The sequence below is a fragment of the Campylobacter showae genome (assembly GCF_963515975.1).
In the GTDB taxonomy this organism is placed as follows: domain Bacteria; phylum Campylobacterota; class Campylobacteria; order Campylobacterales; family Campylobacteraceae; genus Campylobacter_A; species Campylobacter_A showae_F.
On sequence record NZ_CAUPZM010000012.1, the window covers coordinates 44,750 to 58,991 of the forward strand.

Consider the following 14,242-nt stretch of genomic DNA (forward strand, 5'->3'; position numbering starts at 1 on the left):
TCCATTAAATCTAATGCTAGTTTGTCTCGATAATATAACTTTTTCATAACCAAATCTTACCTTTAGTTATATTAAATCTTACTTAAAGTAATTTGATTTTTCAATAAAAAAGTTATAAAATCTTACCTGAAGTAATTTTTTGGAGGTAAAAAATGAAAACGTTTGCGCAAAAAATAGACGAGTTGCTAAAAGAAAAAGGCATCAACACTATACAGCTAGCCGATATTTTAGGCGTTTCGCAGTCGTTAGTTAGTCAATGGCAATTAGGGCAAAAACAAGCTAAGAGATCATTAAGCCAATTGGCTAAATTTTCAGGCTATCCTATCGAATACTTCTTAAACAACGAAATAGAGACCCCAAGCCAAATAATTAATAGCATAAAAGACGATAAAAATGATGAAGCCACAATATATGTCCCATTTTTTAAAGACGGCGTAGTTTCAGCAGGCTTTGGTGCAGAAAACGGAGATTTGGGCGACCCTGATATGCTGCCGTTTAAGCCCGAGGATTTGCGCATAATGTTTAACGTCAGCCCAAAAGCTCGAATAGGGATTATCCCTTGCTTTGGCAACTCAATGGAGCCGACCATAATGGAAAGCGACTTGGTGGTATTTTGCCACGACGGGCAAGAGGCAATAGAGGGTGCGATATACGTTTGCAGATACGACAATGAATTATTAGTTAAAAGATTTAAAAAACGCCCATATCTCGCGCTAATAAGCGACAATAAAGACTACGAGCCAATAGAGATTGCGGAGGACTTGAATATCGAAATTTTAGGGCGCGTAGTCGGTAGCTACTCCATAAATTCAAAGAGGTTTTAGAAATTTATAGTATATTTTGCTAAATTCTAGTAAAATTTGATAACAATTAAAAACTTTAAGAGGGGATGATGCGTACGAACGAAGCCTTTATAACGCCGAGCGTACTAGAGTGGGCTATAAAGCGCGCGGGCGTTAGCGCCGAAAGTATCCATAAAAAAGCGGAGCAATGGGTAAGCGGTAAGGCAAGACCGACGTTTAAACAAGCCGTCGATCTTGCTAAAACGCTACAAATTCCGTTTGGGTATTTATGGCTCAAAGAACCCCCTAAAGAGCAAAAAATCATCCCCGACTTAAGAACTATCGGAAACGGCGGCTTAGCGCAAATGCCGCTAGAGCTAAAAACCGCGGTAAACGACGTTAAGCAAAAGCAAGAGTGGTTTAAAGAATACGCCAAGACAAACGGCATTCTGAAGTGCGAAGCGATAGGTAGATTTAAAGTCTCCGACGACACGCAAGAGATCGCCGACGACGTAACGGCGCGACTTGAAATCCAAGACCTAGTCGGCAGCGGATGCGACAAAGATCGAATGCTTAAAAATTTGATAGAAAAGATAGAAAAATTAGGCATTTTGGTTATGCGAAATAGCATTCTTAGGGGCAACACCAAAAAAAAATTAAACCTTGATACTTTTAGAGGGTTTGCGATATTAGACGAATTCGCCCCGTTAATTTTCATAAATACCAACGACAGCAAAGCGGGTCAAATTTTCACGCTTATGCACGAAGTAGCTCATCTTTGGATAGGGCAAAGCGGTATATCCGATTTGGATATACGAGAGAACAACAAAATAGAGCTTGCTTGCAACGAAATAGCTGCCAAAATCCTAATGCCCAAAACAAAAATTCAAAAAGCGTTTAGAGAATTTGACGACGATAGGCGGTTTGAGCGTATAGCCGATCGGTTTAGCGTTAGCACTCTAGCGGTGTTAAATAGGCTAAGAAGCCTAAGCCTACTCGCCCCGCGCAGGTATCAAGAGCTATACAACGCCGAACTGGAGAGACTTAGCCGCATACCCAAAACGAGACCGAGCGGGGCTCCGCCGCCCGAGGTTATGGTTAGGGTAAGAAACGGCTATTTATTTACTTTTGCCGTTACCAGCTCCGTTTTAAGCGGCGACGAGACGTACACAAACGGCGCAAGTTTATTAGGTTTTAAAAATACCGACCTGATAAACAAAGTGGCAAAAGAGATTAGGTCTTGATATGTATTTGATAGATACGAATATTTTAATAACCGCCAAAAACTCGTATTACCCGTTTGATTTTTGCTCTGGCTTTTGGGCTTTCGTTCAAGATAAATTAGTAGGCAACGATATAAACCTGATAAGTAGCGTCCAGCGCGAAATTTTAGCCCACGACGACGAGATCGCAAACTGGGTGTTGAATCTTAACCCGACCGTTTTAGACGATACTGCCGCAGAGGTACAAGCGATATTTAGCGGCATAGCCAACAATGTAATGCAAGGTAGAATTTCCCCGAGCTTTTCCCAATCCGAAAAAGATAGATTTTTAAGTGGCGCCGATCCGCTGCTTATCGCAACGGCAAAACATCTAAACTATACGATAGTAACGAACGAAAAGGCCGTCCCGCACAACTCTTCGAAAATAAAAATACCCAACGTTTGCGACTATTACGACGTACGTTATATAACACCTTTTGAGATGTTAAGGCAACTAGGCATAAACCTTTGCCATAATCGCGCCCCGTAAGAAAGCAAAATTTGGGCTTTGGCAAGCATAAACGATACTTTTTTTTAAAAAAATGATAAGACTGTATGATTATTTAAAATATGGAGGTAGATCGTAGCCTCACCCCTTGCCTATTAGCCCATTATCATCTAGGATAGTCCACCCAGGTAGTCAGCGAGGCATTGCACTCTCTAGTCATAATTCTACCCAAAAAAGAGTAAACTGGAGCATAAAATTAAATTAAAAGAATTGAAAAGAAATGAAAAGCATTTTATTGTTAGCAATGCTGTATGCGTCACTCTTTGCCTTTAACGGCAAAGCTGTCTCTATCCACGACGGTGACACGATCACGGTACTTCAAAACAAACAGCAAATCAAGGTAAGGCTATTCGGCATCGACGCGCCCGAGCTTAAGCAGCTCTACGGCAGAAAGTCAAAGCAGTTTTTGGCAAATTTGATAGCTGGCGAGGTCGTAGAAGTCGAGGAGAGCGGCAAGGATAGATACAAGCGCACGATTGGCACGATCTATTTAAACGGCACCGACATCAACGCCCAAATGGTAGCAAACGGCTACGCGTGGGCGTATCGCAAGTTTTCAAAGAAATACACCGCGCAAGAGAGCCAAGCGAAAAGCCAAAGGCTGGGCTTATGGCGAGACAAAGAGCCTGTCCCGCCGTGGGAATGGAGGCGTGAGAATCTACGCATATCACATACTTACTGGCAATTATCCCATACTTTTTGACATATTTGTTTTAACTCTATAAGCTCCTCTGTTGATATTTTGCTATTTTTTTGAACATATTCGAACATGTCGGAATATAGTTTTCTGTCAAAAATAATCCCGTAATAGTTTTGGCAGCGAATAAGTTCTATAACGGCGTCTTCGTCTTTTAAAAAATCACTTATGTATGGACGCTCGCCATATTTGCCAATATTGTCTTTATTATAGTTTTTTGCATAATAATCCATGGTGCGAGTCGTCCATTCTATGGTGCTGTATTGTTGACTTCCTCTTTTTGCAAGACTAAACATTTCTCTTATCTCGGCTATTATAGTATTTAAAAGACGCCTTTTGTCTCTTTTCTTTTTATTATATGCTTTGTAAGACACAAATATGGGTCGATTTTCTCGGTAGATAGTTTTAAAATATTCATCTTGTATAATGTTTGAGAAACGCAAGCACTCCACTACAAATTCCGTTAAGACCAACATATCATCATTCCACCGGTTATGATGATTTTGATAAGCAAAGAGAACCGATAAAACAAAATTTACCGGCAATAAATTACCGCTACTATCTATTATCGACGATACTCCAAAAAATAAACAGAAATATAAGCCCAAACATAAAAAATAACGGGCTACATAGGGTTTTAGGTTGTGCTTCTTTCCGTTAGCATTGTTTATAAACTCTTTTAATTTTTCGGTTGCTTTTTTGAAACAATGGTAATCCTTCTCGCTTTTATCCCACTCATTATAAACAGCGTATATTTCTGGTAGTTGCTCTATTTGTTTTTCTCTAAAAGCCATTTTAAAATTATACCACAAGCCCATATCTTTATCAAATAACCAAAATATAACTTTTTATAACCAAATATCTTACTTTAAGTAAGAATTAATCTTACTTTTGGTAATATTCACTTATCCAAACAAGGAGAGGCGACCCACGCCGAGGTTACGTAACCTAAAGCTACGGGTTAGCGCACTAGGGAAGCGATATTGCCCTAGCCAGATCAGCCCTGATCGCGCGTGTATATCAGAGCTTGAAAAATCCACGCAATTTTATATGGCGGACGTATTGGAGACTGAAAGAACGCAGAGCTAACAACCTCTTGCTATCAGCCGCAGGTTCAACTCCTGCCGTCCGCCGCCGTATCTTAAATCAAGCCCCGCTTTTCAACTCGCATTAGTCTCCTTTGAGCGGGGTTTGCTTTAGGATACACAAACCAAAAGGAGAAAAAATGACGATTGAGGCATTAGAACAGGCGCTAACAAGCCTAAAGGCCTTAATAAAGGCAAAGAAAGACTATGAAAGGCTGAGCGACAAATATGCAAATACGAACTACCGAGAGCAGACGCGATCGCAGCGTGCGAGAATAAACGAAAGACTAGGTGACGCGGCTTTTGACGTGAAAGTCAAAACGGACGATTTGCACGCCGACCTAGTCGATGCGGGGCTGTGCGAGATGAAAGAACGCTACGAGCAAAGAGAGCTAGGGCAAAGCGCGGGGTTGGGACACGTTTACCGCGCGGCGTATTTGCCGAAAATACCGAAACGGTACAAAGAGGCAAAAGATGTTTAGATTTATTTTTAGGATATTCAGTCGTTTACAAAACGGAAACAACTCAAAAAGACTAATAGCAAATATTAGGTTTTTAAATCTGAAAGGATAGAAAATGACGCAAGAAGCCGAAGCAAAGATCAAAGAGTATATGCAAGAGATTTGCGAGCGAACCGACAAAGACGACATTTACGGCGGGCTTGATAGCCTTTTTGAATATGAGGACGATACGGACGTTGTTTTGTGTATCCGCGAGTATTTGGGCGAACATCCGAACGAGAAAGTAGATGAAATGCTTGATGAACTTCTAGCGGATAGGCGCAAAATCAAAGAGGAGCGCAGAGCAAAGATAGAGGCTACGACGGCCGAGATTTTAGAGCCGTTTAAGATAATTACCGATGATTACAAGGAAGCAATATGAGAGAGATTAAATTTAGAGTATGGAGCTTGCTAGACACAAGGATGATTAATTGGGTCGATATTTTTCACTTGCCTGCTTGGGAGATTTTCCCGGGCACTCCAGAGCAAAGACCGTTTAATGTTATGCAGTATACGGGGCTAAAAGATAAAAGCGGTGTAGAGATTTATGAAGGCGACATCGTCAAATACAACGACGCGGGCGGAGAAACGCATACGCAAGTTATTGAATATGACGATGAAATGGGCGCGTTTTGTTGCGATAGAGGCGCTTACGTAGATTATTTCACTTGTATGTGGGAAATCGAAGTGCTGGGGAATATCTACGAAAGCCCCGAAATTTTAAAGGATAACAAATGAATATCAACTACAGAAAATACCTAGCAAAAAGAAGCGAGCTAGGGGTAAAGCATATTAAAACAATGCGCGAATTTGAAGCGCGGGTAAAATCATTTAAAAAGGATAACCAATGAACGAAAATATGGAGCTAATCGTAACCTACGAAGCAAAGACGGCAGATAGCCAATTTCTAAAAACAAACTTTGAGGAAATCAAAACAGAAGCCCAAAGGCAGGTAGAGAAATACTCAATCAACGTAACCGAGGAAAATATCCCCGAAGCTAAAAAAGTGATGGCAAATTTCAATAAGGTAAAAGCCGAGATCGGCGAGAGGTATAAATTTTTCATAGATAAAATTTCAGCCCCCGTAAATCAGCTAAAGGCTGAAAAAAAAGAGATCGAAGCTATCATCACGGACGGTCGCCAAAAGATAGCCGATGGAGTGGCAAATTTTGAAAACGCCAAGCTTGAAGTAATCGCCGCAAGGATAGCCGAATATACAAAAAGCCTTTGCGACGAAAAACAGCTAAATTTTGAGAGGATAAATACATCTGATCTAATCAAGCTAAGCGCGGTAACGCCTGCGGGCACTCTAGCAAAAGCTACCAAAGACGCAATAGAGGCAAAAATACAAACCCTTGAAAACGAAATCTTGCAAGCAAAACTCGCCGAGCAAGAAAAAGCGGCCAGAGATGCCGAGATAGCAGCGCAAGCTAGACGCGAAGCAGAGGAGCGAGCGGCTAGAGAAAAAGCGGAGATGGAAGCAAGAGCTGCGCAAAGAGAGGCTGAACTGCTAGCGCGAGCCGAAAGGGAAAAACAAGAAGCTATCGAGCGCGCAAGAGCAGAACAAGCAAACCCGAACCAGCAAGCTTTTTACGAAGCTCAGCGCGAAGTTTTGCAAAAGCCGCGAGAGGCTGAAAACGGTAAAGCCATTTATACTATCCGCGCCGAGTTTGAGGTTAAAGCTCCGGCAAACGCTCCGCACGACAAGCTAACGGATAAAATCAAAGAGATGCTAGCCGCGGCGGGCATAACAAATTTAAGCAAAATCGAGGTGTTAAATGCTTGAAATAGATTTAGGCGATGGCAAATTCGCCTATCCTTTTAACAAGCTTATCCCCCCGCGAGAGCTAAGCAACGAAAAATACCATAGCTTAGCGGGTATTAGCTCTAGCGGGCTAAAAGACGCTCGCACCGATCCGAAGCTTTATTTTATGCGGGATAAGTTGATGAGTATGCCAAGCCCTGCTTTAGAGTTAGGCTCAGCCGTGCATAAAGGCCTACTCGAACCCGAAACCTACAACGAGGACAAATTCGATTTAACCCCGTTAGGCGCGCAAAAAGCCCGCATAATGATAAACAACGGTAAGGTTATGTTTGATAAGTATTTGAGGGATACGCTAAACGAGTATAGCCTTTTTGTGCGAGACGACGGGCTTATTAGGCGAGTTAGAATGGATGCCTACGACAAAGCTAACGGCATTATCTACGACGTAAAAACTTCTAAATGCACCGATAAATTTAGTTTTAAAGATGAGGCCTACCGCCTAAACTATCACTTGCAGGCCGCTTTTTATACGGACACGCTAAAGTTAGCGGGCTTTAAGGCGGATTTTTTCGTATTTTTCGTGATACCTAACGAAAGCCCGTGTAAGCCCTTTGCGTTTTATGCTACGCAGCGATTTATCGAGGACGGCAGAGCGGCGTATACGGAAGTTTTAGAGAATATCAAAGCTTACAAAGGCGGCGAGGACGTGCTGTTTAACGAGCTGGATCTGCCGCGCTGGAGAATTGAACAACTAGACGAGACAGCCTAAATTTGAAAAGGATAAAAAAATGAAAGTAAAAGCAAGTTTTAGAGGCATTGAGATAGAAACAGACGTTGAGCCCGTGAATGATGGCTACTTTAGTTTAGATTTTGATGGCGAATATATAATGGAGATTTTTTACGACGGTAAAGAATTTGTGCCTACGGGGAAAATAATGGACGGATGGGGGAATAGTGGCGCGCCTTTTATAGATAGCGAAGTAAAAATTGAAAGGACAGATAAATGAACCAAGTAACAACACAAAACACTCCACAAGAGTGGCTAAGCGATGAGAATAAAAGGATTATAAGAAAACAATTCTTTCCGCCGAATGCGACGGATAGCGATATGCAATACTGCATAGCTGTAGCCAAAAGTTTTAATTTAAACCCGATCTTAAAACAGATATTTTTCGTCGAACGAAAAGCCAAAATAAATGGGGAGTGGCATTCTAAAATCGAACCGCTCGCGGGGCGCGACAGCTTTTTAACCCTAGCGCATAGAAGCGGCAAATTTGCCGGCATTAAGAGCGACTGCTTTTTAAAAGACAAGCCCGTTTTCATAAATGGGGGGTGGCAGAATAAAAAAGAGCTGGTAGCTATCGCGCAGGTCTATAAGAAAGGGCACGAGACGCCTTTTGAAGCGGAGGTTAGATATGACGAATATGTCCAGAAAACAAGCGACGGGAGAACAAATAAATTTTGGGCAGAAAAACCCGAAACGATGTTAAAAAAAGTCGCCGAAAGCCAAGCCTTACGAAAGGCTTTTGACATTTCGGGGCTTTACTCCGTCGATGAAGTCGGCGAAAACGAGGATAAAGACGATAAGCTGCCGCAAAAATTGCAAACGCCTAAAACTCAAAATTTAAACGAGCTTTTGAGCTGTTCGGAAAAACCGAACAGCTCAGTTAGTGCAAAAAATTCACAAACTGACGAAGCCGAATACATCGAAGCCGCGCCCGTTGAAGTAGAGATAGACGTAAACGAGGATGTGCTACCGCTTGACGCATTGCAAAGCGAGCTAATGAATAGAGGCGCTAGCGAGGACGAGGCAGAAAAGCTTTTAGAAAGAGTATCGCTCAATGAGGCGAGGGCGTATCTAGCCGATCCAAACAGCGTTGACGCGCTAATGGAAAATTTAAGGAGCTAAAAATGAAAGCAGTAGGGATTTTAAGTGCATTATTCGCGGGGTTAAACGGCGTAGATGATTTTCAAGGTGTGCCACAAACAAAAAAGAGTAACGCTCGCATGCCGCACTCAAAAACTAGACGCACAAAAGGCGCTTACGATAGAAGCCAAAGGATAAGGGCAAATAGGCGAAAGGCTAAAAGATGTTTAACAAAATAGTTTTAGTAGGACATTTAACACGCGATATTGAGCTGCGCTACACCCAAAGCGGCGCGGCGATAGGCAGCTCCGGCATTGCCGTAACCCGCAAATTTAGCGTGAACGGCGAAAAGCGCGAGGAAACGTGCTTTATCGACATAGCATTTTTTGGCAAACAAGCGGAGATAGCAAATCAGTATCTAGGCAAAGGCAGTAAGCTTTTAGTCGAGGGTCGCTTAAAATTCGACCAATGGACGGACAATAACGGGCAAAACAGAAGTAAGCACACGGTAGCCGTCGAAAATATGACAATGCTAGGCGAGCCAAAGCAAAGTAATCAAGGCTATCAGCAAGGCGGGTATTCAAATCAGCGCCCACAGCAAAGCGCGCCAAAGAACCCGCAGCAGCAAAAACCGCCTGAAAGCTACGATGCGCCCGAAATAGACGTGGATGCCGACAAATACGATAACGACGAAACGATACCGTTTTAAGGGGCAGGAATGGGCAAAAACTTCAGCGGCAACACGAACAAGCGCCGGTCAAAAAGCGACTCTATCAGACGCCATACGCTATCACGCGGCGGCTCTTGGAAGTTGAGAAATTCGAGGGGCGCATACTAGAGCCTGCTTGCGGGGCGGGCGCGATAACGGCGATTTTAAAAGAGGCGGGCTACGAGGATGTTACGGCTTACGATTTGCTCCTAGACGGCAAAGATTTTCTAGCCGAAACGCGCAAATTTGACACGATTGTTACAAACCCGCCTTTTAGTCTAGCTAAAGAGTTTATCTTAAAGGCGTGCGAAGTCGCGCCTAGATTTGCTTTTTTGCTACCGCTAAATTATCTACACGGCAAAGAGCGGCTAGACGAGATTTATTCGCGTGAGATTTTAAAAAAAGTTTATGTTTTCGCGCGCTACCCTTTGCTCTCCGCCCAGATACGCCCAGACGGCAAATACGAAACGGGGATGATGGTGTATGCTTGGTATATTTTCGATACTAGGCACAAAGGCGCGCCGACCATATGCTGGATAGACAATAGCAAGGATGTGGCGAGGAAAATCAAGGGGAAAAACAAAAAGGGGCGTTAAGCCCCCAATTTAAGCCCCAACGGGGCAAAAACCTTAGCAAAACTAAGGGAAACGTGTTAGGTAAAATATAAATTTAAAACCCCAGCGGGGTAAAACCTGCACGTTTTTATATCTCGGATTATACCGCATAATTATTAAAAAAGAATAAAAAGGGGGGGGGCTAATGACCTACGGCGAAGCGGTAATGTTTCAAAAATCGACAATGCGAATGCAAAACGGCGTTTGGGTTAGCGACCCGCTACCGGCACACATCAAGCTAAGCGAAAAAGAAGCCCTAGAATACTACGGGCGCAAGCTTGACAAGTATTGGGCAAGTCAAATAGTGCCTAGCGTAATCAAGCGACTAGGCGAGGAAAGAGCCCTTGCGGCGTTAAAGGGGCGGTTATGAATGATCTATCGGAACAACTAAAAGCAGCGCAAGAGGAAATCAAAATGCTACGACGTAAAAAAGTAGTCTTGCCCTCGCGCGCGGCGGAGATATTGCGAAAAGTCAAAGAAAGCGCGCAAGCTGCGCTAGACGCTAAGACGATGACGAGCAAAGACCGTAGGCTGCGCGGCATAATAAGCCGTATCGGCAACCCATAAGGAGCTAATATGCAAAAACAACTAAACGAAATTTACAAATTATTACGAGCGTGGAAAGCCGAGCGCCGTTTAAGCGTTGAAAGTCAGCGCGCGGGGCTACTAGGCAATTTATGCGAAGAATTGACAGAGTACTTTAGGGCGCAAAACGATAACGAGCGCGTGGATGCACTTTGCGACATTATCGTGTTTGCGATAAATGCGACGAGTGAGCCTTTTGTGAAGCCCGCCGCGCTAAATATGCCCCAACTTTGGAGTGCTATGCTTTTGCCGCACAATACGGACATAATAATAAATGCAAGTAGCCTAAACTCTTTGGTATTTCAGATGTGGAGAACTATCGAACAGCTAGGCTACGACCCCTATCAGTGTATGCTAGAAACTATCAAAGAAATTTCATCGCGCACGGGCAAGTATAATGAAACTATCGGCAAATGGGTCAAAGACAAAAGCCCTGAAGCGATGGCTAAATGGTATAAAGCGGACTATGAAAGGTGCAAAAATGACGACTAGCGAGTTAAAAGACGCCGCTATTTTTGTTATGGCATACTCTTTTCTCAAAATGGATAGCACCGAGGAATTAGGGCTTTTCATCAACAAAAAAGCGTCAAAGTTTATTGACGAGCTATTAGCGGCAATGACGCCGATCATTGAGTATTACCGCGAATTTAGAAAGCGGATTGATACCCAAATTAGCGCGCTAGATAATAAAGCCCGTATTCGCAAAGACGATTTTAGCACGACAGCCCCACAGCTAGCCTGCGATTTGATTTATCTGCGTTTTGCGCCAAATGAACGCAAGGGGCAAAGGCTGGCGCCGATATTGGCGGAATTTTACGCGACGAATAAGGAAAAGATAGCGTATATCTCAAACAAGAGCTACGATACCAAATACCGCAAAGAGGCAGAGGATAGCCAAAGACTGGCTTATTTTTACATCGAAAATATTTGAAAGGGTAAACAATGAGAGAAGTTAAATTTAAGGCTTATATTTATAATTTGACTGATGAGGATAGCCATCCTCTTGAAATAGACGTTCGCGCGGGCAAACTATGGGATGTTGCAAGCATAAATTTTAAAGACCGAATAGTAGAAATCGAGGATGATGACGGTAATGTATGGGAATATGAACTAAATGACGAGATTGCACTTATTCAATATACTGGCGAAAAGGACAAAAACGGTAAAGAAATTTATGACGGTTATATTTTAAGGCTCGACAGAGATGAACTTTTAAAGAATTTAGAGCCTGAAGATGTCCCCGATGATACGCTAATCCAAGTAGTTGCTTTTGAAAACGGCGCTTTTACCGCGCGTAGCCAAAGCGGTATAAAATGGGGAAGTGTTGGCGGGATGTTTGAATATGGAGAAATTATCGGCAACATCTACGAAACCCCCGAACTTTTGCAATGAAAAAAATAGCGCAAGACATACGGGCGATAATAGAGGAGCTGGCTATGCTGGAAAAACGACTAGACGCCCTAAAGCTAAAGATAGATTTGGCACACGGGGCAAGCAGAGAGCCATACAGAGCTTGGATAAACGAGATAAAAGAGATAAAAGAAACGATAGAAGGGATAAGAAAATGAATACGCAAGAAATGATAGCGGTAATGCAAGCCTACGCTAGGGGCGAGGCGATAGAGGTAAGCGACAAAGACGCGGACGACTGGAGCGAGATAAAGTACCCGCTTTGGGATTGGAACAGTTTTGAATATCGCGTCAAGCCCGCTACAAAAAAGGTGGCGATTGATAAAAATTTAAACAGGCATTTCATATCCGAGCAGTTGAGCAATATTCGCGAGCTGATAGATACGGAAATTTTCATTTATGAGGGCGAGTATATAGGCGTTGACGCCGCTCTTTGGTATTGGGAATTCAAGATGTCCGACGGCTGGCATATCAGTCAAACGAGAATGACGAGAGCGCAGGCGCAGGCGTTTGTAGGCGAGAGTGTAGACATTGCCCCGCTTTACGCGCTAGGGTTTAGATTAAAGGATGAGAAATGAATATCGACGAAATATTAGCCGAGCGCGAAAAAACGCACGGTGATTTTAAAGACCACGCGGAAACGGCTCAACGGCTAAAATCTACGCTGCGCGAACAGAGCAAGGGCTGGCAAATATGGCTTTCGCATACCCAACAAGAAGCCCTAGAAATGATTTGCCACAAGATAGCCCGCATAGTCGCAGGCGATCCAGATTTCGTCGATCACTGGAGGGATATTGCAGGGTATGCGACGCTAGTAGCAAACGAGCTAGAGGCGCGAAATGGCGAAAACTAAATGGCAAGCCGCCTTTGCGCGGCTTTGTAACTATTGCAAGAAGCACAACGAAGTCGCGGCCGTTATAGCAGACCGACACGCAAAAATCGAGTGGATCAAACGTGAGATAAAGGAGCTAGAGGTTGGGCAACTAAACCGTATCGTGCACGAGATAAAGCTATTAAAGGGGTAAAAAATGAGCGAGTTTTTAGAGCTTAAAAGTCTAATCCTTGAAATGAAAAATACCGTTTCCTTGCTCTTGCCAAAATGCGTGCCGCTATCTTACGTTTGCGACGTTTCGGGCAAGAGCCGCCAAACGATCACGGCATACGTCAAATCAAATTTAGAGCCGCAGGCGGAATTTTGGCTAGAAAACGGTAAAATAATGCTGTCTCAAACTGCCGCCCTTAAAATTTTAAGGAGATACAATGAAAAATAGCGGCGGGTTTAAAGTGCGCAATAACGTCATTTACGTTTTTGGCACGATAAACAAAATAAGGTACAGATTTTCCACTAATAAAAGCGCGACTAGCGAAAACCTGCGCTGGATCGCGCGTAATTATTGGAGTGTTCTTTTACAGATGATTGATGAAAAAAAGGAAGTGCAAGATACGAGCCTAGAGCGCTTTTTGCTAAAAACGATAGAGCTATCTAGCCACAAACGCGGCAAATCGGTGCAGGATGATTATATTTCAAAAGCCAAGCGGCTTATTATCCCGTATTTCAAAAACTACGATTTAAGCGATATTAAGCCCATCGACATCGAGGAATGGCAAGCGCGGTTACTAAAGACATACTCGACCACCACCGTGAAACGGGTAAAAAATATCCTTAATATGGCGCTTGCTAAAGCTACCCTAAACGATATTATACCTAAAAACCCGCTTGATTTTGTCGATAGCTTCCGCGTAGAAAACGAGAAGCAAGAGCCCTATACGGTAGATGAGATGCTTAAAATTCTAAAGCACTCTACGGGCTGGTTAAACGTCTTTTTGCATATTGCTTTTACAACCGGACTTCGCACGGGCGAGCTAATGGCGCTAAAATGGGAGGACGTCGATTTTGAAAAGCGAATAATCCGTATAAGACGGGCTATCAGCAAAGGCGAGATCAAGACGGGCGGAAGCATAAAAAATCATAATAGGTTCGTGATACTAGCCGACTATCTCGTCCAAATTTTAAAAGAGTACGATAGCGGGTGCGAGTGGATGTTCCCGTCAAAGCTCGGCGAGCCGTATAAAGAGAGTAAGGCGATAGCAAAAAGATATTTCAGGCCGCTTTTGGAGCGCATAGGTGTAAAATACAAAACGCTTTACGCCACGCGGCACACGTTTGTTTCTATGCTTAGAAATTTCGGCGTAAGCAGGGAATTTGTCTCTGAGCTTGCGGGGCACTCGCAAGAAGTGAGCGACAAGCACTACTACAAACCCGAGATCACCGCACGAAAAGCGCAAGCGGTAAATAACGTATTTTTTGAGCTAAATTTGGCCGCAGGGCACAATTTAGGGCACAGCTAGAAAGGGAACCGCGACGAGAGCCGATTTTTAGGGGCTTAGAGGAGAAAGTCCGCAAGTCTCATAAGCCGGAGGTCGGGAGTTCAAGTCTCCCCCGTGACACCATAAATACC

26 protein-coding genes and 1 tRNA gene are annotated in these 14,242 nt (G+C 43.4%); 26 read left to right on the forward strand and 1 reads right to left on the reverse strand.

Annotated features, from left to right (window positions below):
* Positions 1-152 precede the first annotated feature (152 nt).
* From RWM02_RS05790 to RWM02_RS05805, 4 genes are all read left to right on the forward strand, one after another.
* A complete protein-coding gene (locus RWM02_RS05790; protein WP_314069983.1) occupies positions 153-824 on the forward strand; it encodes an XRE family transcriptional regulator in 672 nt (223 codons plus the stop codon).
* A 68-nt stretch (positions 825-892) separates the two neighbouring features.
* On the forward strand, positions 893-2,026 hold the full coding sequence (locus RWM02_RS05795; protein ID WP_314069987.1) for an ImmA/IrrE family metallo-endopeptidase: 1,134 nt from the start codon (positions 893-895) through the stop codon (positions 2,024-2,026).
* A 1-nt stretch (position 2,027) separates the two neighbouring features.
* Entirely contained in the window at positions 2,028-2,534 is a 507-nt protein-coding gene (locus RWM02_RS05800; RefSeq protein ID WP_314069991.1) for a DUF4411 family protein, read from the forward strand.
* A gap of 238 nt (positions 2,535-2,772) precedes the next feature.
* A complete protein-coding gene (locus RWM02_RS05805) occupies positions 2,773-3,255 on the forward strand; it encodes a thermonuclease family protein (RefSeq protein ID WP_314069994.1) in 483 nt (160 codons plus the stop codon).
* On the opposite strand, the gene RWM02_RS05810 is transcribed toward RWM02_RS05805, so the two are convergent.
* Complete coding sequence (locus RWM02_RS05810) at positions 3,228-4,061, reverse strand: hypothetical protein (protein ID WP_314069997.1); 834 nt, start codon at positions 4,059-4,061, stop codon at positions 3,228-3,230. The genes RWM02_RS05805 and RWM02_RS05810 overlap by 28 nt on opposite strands.
* A gap of 241 nt (positions 4,062-4,302) precedes the next feature.
* On the opposite strand from RWM02_RS05810, the gene RWM02_RS05815 reads away from it, so the two are divergent.
* The 22 genes from RWM02_RS05815 (at position 4,303) to RWM02_RS05920 (ending at position 14,132) form a co-directional block, all read left to right on the forward strand.
* Positions 4,303-4,382: transfer RNA gene (locus RWM02_RS05815), tRNA-Cys, on the forward strand.
* Positions 4,383-4,474: 92 nt separating this feature from the next.
* On the forward strand, positions 4,475-4,816 hold the full coding sequence (locus RWM02_RS05820) for a hypothetical protein (protein ID WP_314069999.1): 342 nt from the start codon (positions 4,475-4,477) through the stop codon (positions 4,814-4,816).
* 94 nt (positions 4,817-4,910) lie between these two features.
* Positions 4,911-5,216 (forward strand): hypothetical protein, encoded by a 306-nt coding sequence (locus tag RWM02_RS05825; RefSeq protein ID WP_314070001.1) that lies wholly within the window; start codon positions 4,911-4,913, stop codon positions 5,214-5,216.
* The gene (locus RWM02_RS05830) at positions 5,213-5,572 is read left to right on the forward strand and encodes a YopX family protein (RefSeq protein WP_314070002.1); all 360 of its coding nucleotides are present in this window, start codon (positions 5,213-5,215) and stop codon (positions 5,570-5,572) included. The genes RWM02_RS05825 and RWM02_RS05830 overlap by 4 nt, the downstream gene beginning before the upstream one ends.
* Before the next feature lie 109 nt (positions 5,573-5,681).
* Positions 5,682-6,620, forward strand: coding sequence for a DUF1351 domain-containing protein (locus RWM02_RS05835; protein WP_314070003.1), 939 nt, complete (start codon positions 5,682-5,684; stop codon positions 6,618-6,620).
* Positions 6,613-7,368 carry a PD-(D/E)XK nuclease-like domain-containing protein gene (locus RWM02_RS05840; protein WP_314070006.1) on the forward strand — a complete coding sequence of 252 codons (756 nt, stop codon included), beginning with the start codon at positions 6,613-6,615 and terminating at the stop codon, positions 7,366-7,368. Before RWM02_RS05835 ends, RWM02_RS05840 begins: the two co-directional genes overlap by 8 nt.
* 19 nt (positions 7,369-7,387) lie before the next feature.
* Positions 7,388-7,606 carry a hypothetical protein gene (locus tag RWM02_RS05845; RefSeq protein WP_314070008.1) on the forward strand — a complete coding sequence of 73 codons (219 nt, stop codon included), beginning with the start codon at positions 7,388-7,390 and terminating at the stop codon, positions 7,604-7,606.
* Positions 7,603-8,508, forward strand: a complete 906-nt coding sequence (bet, locus tag RWM02_RS05850) for a phage recombination protein Bet (protein WP_314070011.1) — start codon at positions 7,603-7,605, stop codon at positions 8,506-8,508. Before RWM02_RS05845 ends, bet begins: the two co-directional genes overlap by 4 nt.
* Before the next feature lie 2 nt (positions 8,509-8,510).
* The gene (locus RWM02_RS05855) at positions 8,511-8,705 is read left to right on the forward strand and encodes a hypothetical protein (protein WP_314070014.1); all 195 of its coding nucleotides are present in this window, start codon (positions 8,511-8,513) and stop codon (positions 8,703-8,705) included.
* Positions 8,690-9,175, forward strand: a complete 486-nt coding sequence (ssb, locus tag RWM02_RS05860; protein WP_314070017.1) for a single-stranded DNA-binding protein — start codon at positions 8,690-8,692, stop codon at positions 9,173-9,175. The genes RWM02_RS05855 and ssb overlap by 16 nt, the downstream gene beginning before the upstream one ends.
* A 95-nt stretch (positions 9,176-9,270) precedes the next feature.
* The gene (locus RWM02_RS05865; RefSeq protein WP_314070020.1) at positions 9,271-9,771 is read left to right on the forward strand and encodes a class I SAM-dependent methyltransferase; all 501 of its coding nucleotides are present in this window, start codon (positions 9,271-9,273) and stop codon (positions 9,769-9,771) included.
* 163 nt (positions 9,772-9,934) lie between these two features.
* A complete protein-coding gene (locus RWM02_RS05870) occupies positions 9,935-10,159 on the forward strand; it encodes a hypothetical protein (RefSeq protein WP_314070022.1) in 225 nt (74 codons plus the stop codon).
* Positions 10,156-10,356 carry a hypothetical protein gene (locus RWM02_RS05875; protein WP_314070025.1) on the forward strand — a complete coding sequence of 67 codons (201 nt, stop codon included), beginning with the start codon at positions 10,156-10,158 and terminating at the stop codon, positions 10,354-10,356. The genes RWM02_RS05870 and RWM02_RS05875 overlap by 4 nt, the downstream gene beginning before the upstream one ends.
* A 9-nt stretch (positions 10,357-10,365) precedes the next feature.
* Positions 10,366-10,866, forward strand: coding sequence for a hypothetical protein (locus tag RWM02_RS05880; protein ID WP_314070028.1), 501 nt, complete (start codon positions 10,366-10,368; stop codon positions 10,864-10,866).
* The gene (locus tag RWM02_RS05885; RefSeq protein WP_314070031.1) at positions 10,856-11,305 is read left to right on the forward strand and encodes a hypothetical protein; all 450 of its coding nucleotides are present in this window, start codon (positions 10,856-10,858) and stop codon (positions 11,303-11,305) included. Before RWM02_RS05880 ends, RWM02_RS05885 begins: the two co-directional genes overlap by 11 nt.
* A gap of 11 nt (positions 11,306-11,316) precedes the next feature.
* Positions 11,317-11,766, forward strand: a complete 450-nt coding sequence (locus tag RWM02_RS05890) for a YopX family protein (RefSeq protein WP_314070033.1) — start codon at positions 11,317-11,319, stop codon at positions 11,764-11,766.
* A gap of 44 nt (positions 11,767-11,810) precedes the next feature.
* Positions 11,811-11,942: a hypothetical protein gene (locus RWM02_RS05895; protein ID WP_314070036.1), complete on the forward strand. Its 132-nt coding sequence runs from the start codon at positions 11,811-11,813 to the stop codon at positions 11,940-11,942.
* Entirely contained in the window at positions 11,939-12,361 is a 423-nt protein-coding gene (locus RWM02_RS05900; protein ID WP_314070038.1) for a hypothetical protein, read from the forward strand. Before RWM02_RS05895 ends, RWM02_RS05900 begins: the two co-directional genes overlap by 4 nt.
* Positions 12,358-12,636, forward strand: a complete 279-nt coding sequence (locus RWM02_RS05905) for a DUF6378 domain-containing protein (RefSeq protein WP_314070040.1) — start codon at positions 12,358-12,360, stop codon at positions 12,634-12,636. Before RWM02_RS05900 ends, RWM02_RS05905 begins: the two co-directional genes overlap by 4 nt.
* Positions 12,623-12,808: a hypothetical protein gene (locus tag RWM02_RS05910; protein WP_314070044.1), complete on the forward strand. Its 186-nt coding sequence runs from the start codon at positions 12,623-12,625 to the stop codon at positions 12,806-12,808. The genes RWM02_RS05905 and RWM02_RS05910 overlap by 14 nt, the downstream gene beginning before the upstream one ends.
* 3 nt (positions 12,809-12,811) lie before the next feature.
* Positions 12,812-13,054, forward strand: coding sequence for a hypothetical protein (locus RWM02_RS05915; RefSeq protein ID WP_314070047.1), 243 nt, complete (start codon positions 12,812-12,814; stop codon positions 13,052-13,054).
* Positions 13,044-14,132, forward strand: a complete 1,089-nt coding sequence (locus tag RWM02_RS05920) for a tyrosine-type recombinase/integrase (RefSeq protein ID WP_314070049.1) — start codon at positions 13,044-13,046, stop codon at positions 14,130-14,132. The genes RWM02_RS05915 and RWM02_RS05920 overlap by 11 nt, the downstream gene beginning before the upstream one ends.
* Positions 14,133-14,242: the final 110 nt, after the last annotated feature.

Coding starts and splice junctions, on each gene's coding strand:
- RWM02_RS05795 (WP_314069987.1), top strand. CDS start 893: ATGCGTACGAACGAAGCCTTTATAACGCCGAGCGTACTAGAGTGGGCT.
- RWM02_RS05830 (WP_314070002.1), top strand. CDS start 5,213: ATGAGAGAGATTAAATTTAGAGTATGGAGCTTGCTAGACACAAGGATG.
- RWM02_RS05825 (WP_314070001.1), top strand. CDS start 4,911: ATGACGCAAGAAGCCGAAGCAAAGATCAAAGAGTATATGCAAGAGATT.
- RWM02_RS05875 (WP_314070025.1), top strand. CDS start 10,156: ATGAATGATCTATCGGAACAACTAAAAGCAGCGCAAGAGGAAATCAAA.
- RWM02_RS05905 (WP_314070040.1), top strand. CDS start 12,358: ATGAATATCGACGAAATATTAGCCGAGCGCGAAAAAACGCACGGTGAT.
- RWM02_RS05885 (WP_314070031.1), top strand. CDS start 10,856: ATGACGACTAGCGAGTTAAAAGACGCCGCTATTTTTGTTATGGCATAC.
- ssb (WP_314070017.1), top strand. CDS start 8,690: ATGTTTAACAAAATAGTTTTAGTAGGACATTTAACACGCGATATTGAG.
- RWM02_RS05920 (WP_314070049.1), top strand. CDS start 13,044: ATGAAAAATAGCGGCGGGTTTAAAGTGCGCAATAACGTCATTTACGTT.
- RWM02_RS05855 (WP_314070014.1), top strand. CDS start 8,511: ATGAAAGCAGTAGGGATTTTAAGTGCATTATTCGCGGGGTTAAACGGC.
- RWM02_RS05895 (WP_314070036.1), top strand. CDS start 11,811: ATGCTGGAAAAACGACTAGACGCCCTAAAGCTAAAGATAGATTTGGCA.
- RWM02_RS05915 (WP_314070047.1), top strand. CDS start 12,812: ATGAGCGAGTTTTTAGAGCTTAAAAGTCTAATCCTTGAAATGAAAAAT.
- RWM02_RS05890 (WP_314070033.1), top strand. CDS start 11,317: ATGAGAGAAGTTAAATTTAAGGCTTATATTTATAATTTGACTGATGAG.
- RWM02_RS05800 (WP_314069991.1), top strand. CDS start 2,028: ATGTATTTGATAGATACGAATATTTTAATAACCGCCAAAAACTCGTAT.
- RWM02_RS05845 (WP_314070008.1), top strand. CDS start 7,388: ATGAAAGTAAAAGCAAGTTTTAGAGGCATTGAGATAGAAACAGACGTT.
- RWM02_RS05805 (WP_314069994.1), top strand. CDS start 2,773: ATGAAAAGCATTTTATTGTTAGCAATGCTGTATGCGTCACTCTTTGCC.
- RWM02_RS05880 (WP_314070028.1), top strand. CDS start 10,366: ATGCAAAAACAACTAAACGAAATTTACAAATTATTACGAGCGTGGAAA.
- RWM02_RS05900 (WP_314070038.1), top strand. CDS start 11,939: ATGAATACGCAAGAAATGATAGCGGTAATGCAAGCCTACGCTAGGGGC.
- RWM02_RS05910 (WP_314070044.1), top strand. CDS start 12,623: ATGGCGAAAACTAAATGGCAAGCCGCCTTTGCGCGGCTTTGTAACTAT.
- RWM02_RS05820 (WP_314069999.1), top strand. CDS start 4,475: ATGACGATTGAGGCATTAGAACAGGCGCTAACAAGCCTAAAGGCCTTA.
- bet (WP_314070011.1), top strand. CDS start 7,603: ATGAACCAAGTAACAACACAAAACACTCCACAAGAGTGGCTAAGCGAT.
- RWM02_RS05840 (WP_314070006.1), top strand. CDS start 6,613: ATGCTTGAAATAGATTTAGGCGATGGCAAATTCGCCTATCCTTTTAAC.
- RWM02_RS05790 (WP_314069983.1), top strand. CDS start 153: ATGAAAACGTTTGCGCAAAAAATAGACGAGTTGCTAAAAGAAAAAGGC.
- RWM02_RS05835 (WP_314070003.1), top strand. CDS start 5,682: ATGAACGAAAATATGGAGCTAATCGTAACCTACGAAGCAAAGACGGCA.
- RWM02_RS05870 (WP_314070022.1), top strand. CDS start 9,935: ATGACCTACGGCGAAGCGGTAATGTTTCAAAAATCGACAATGCGAATG.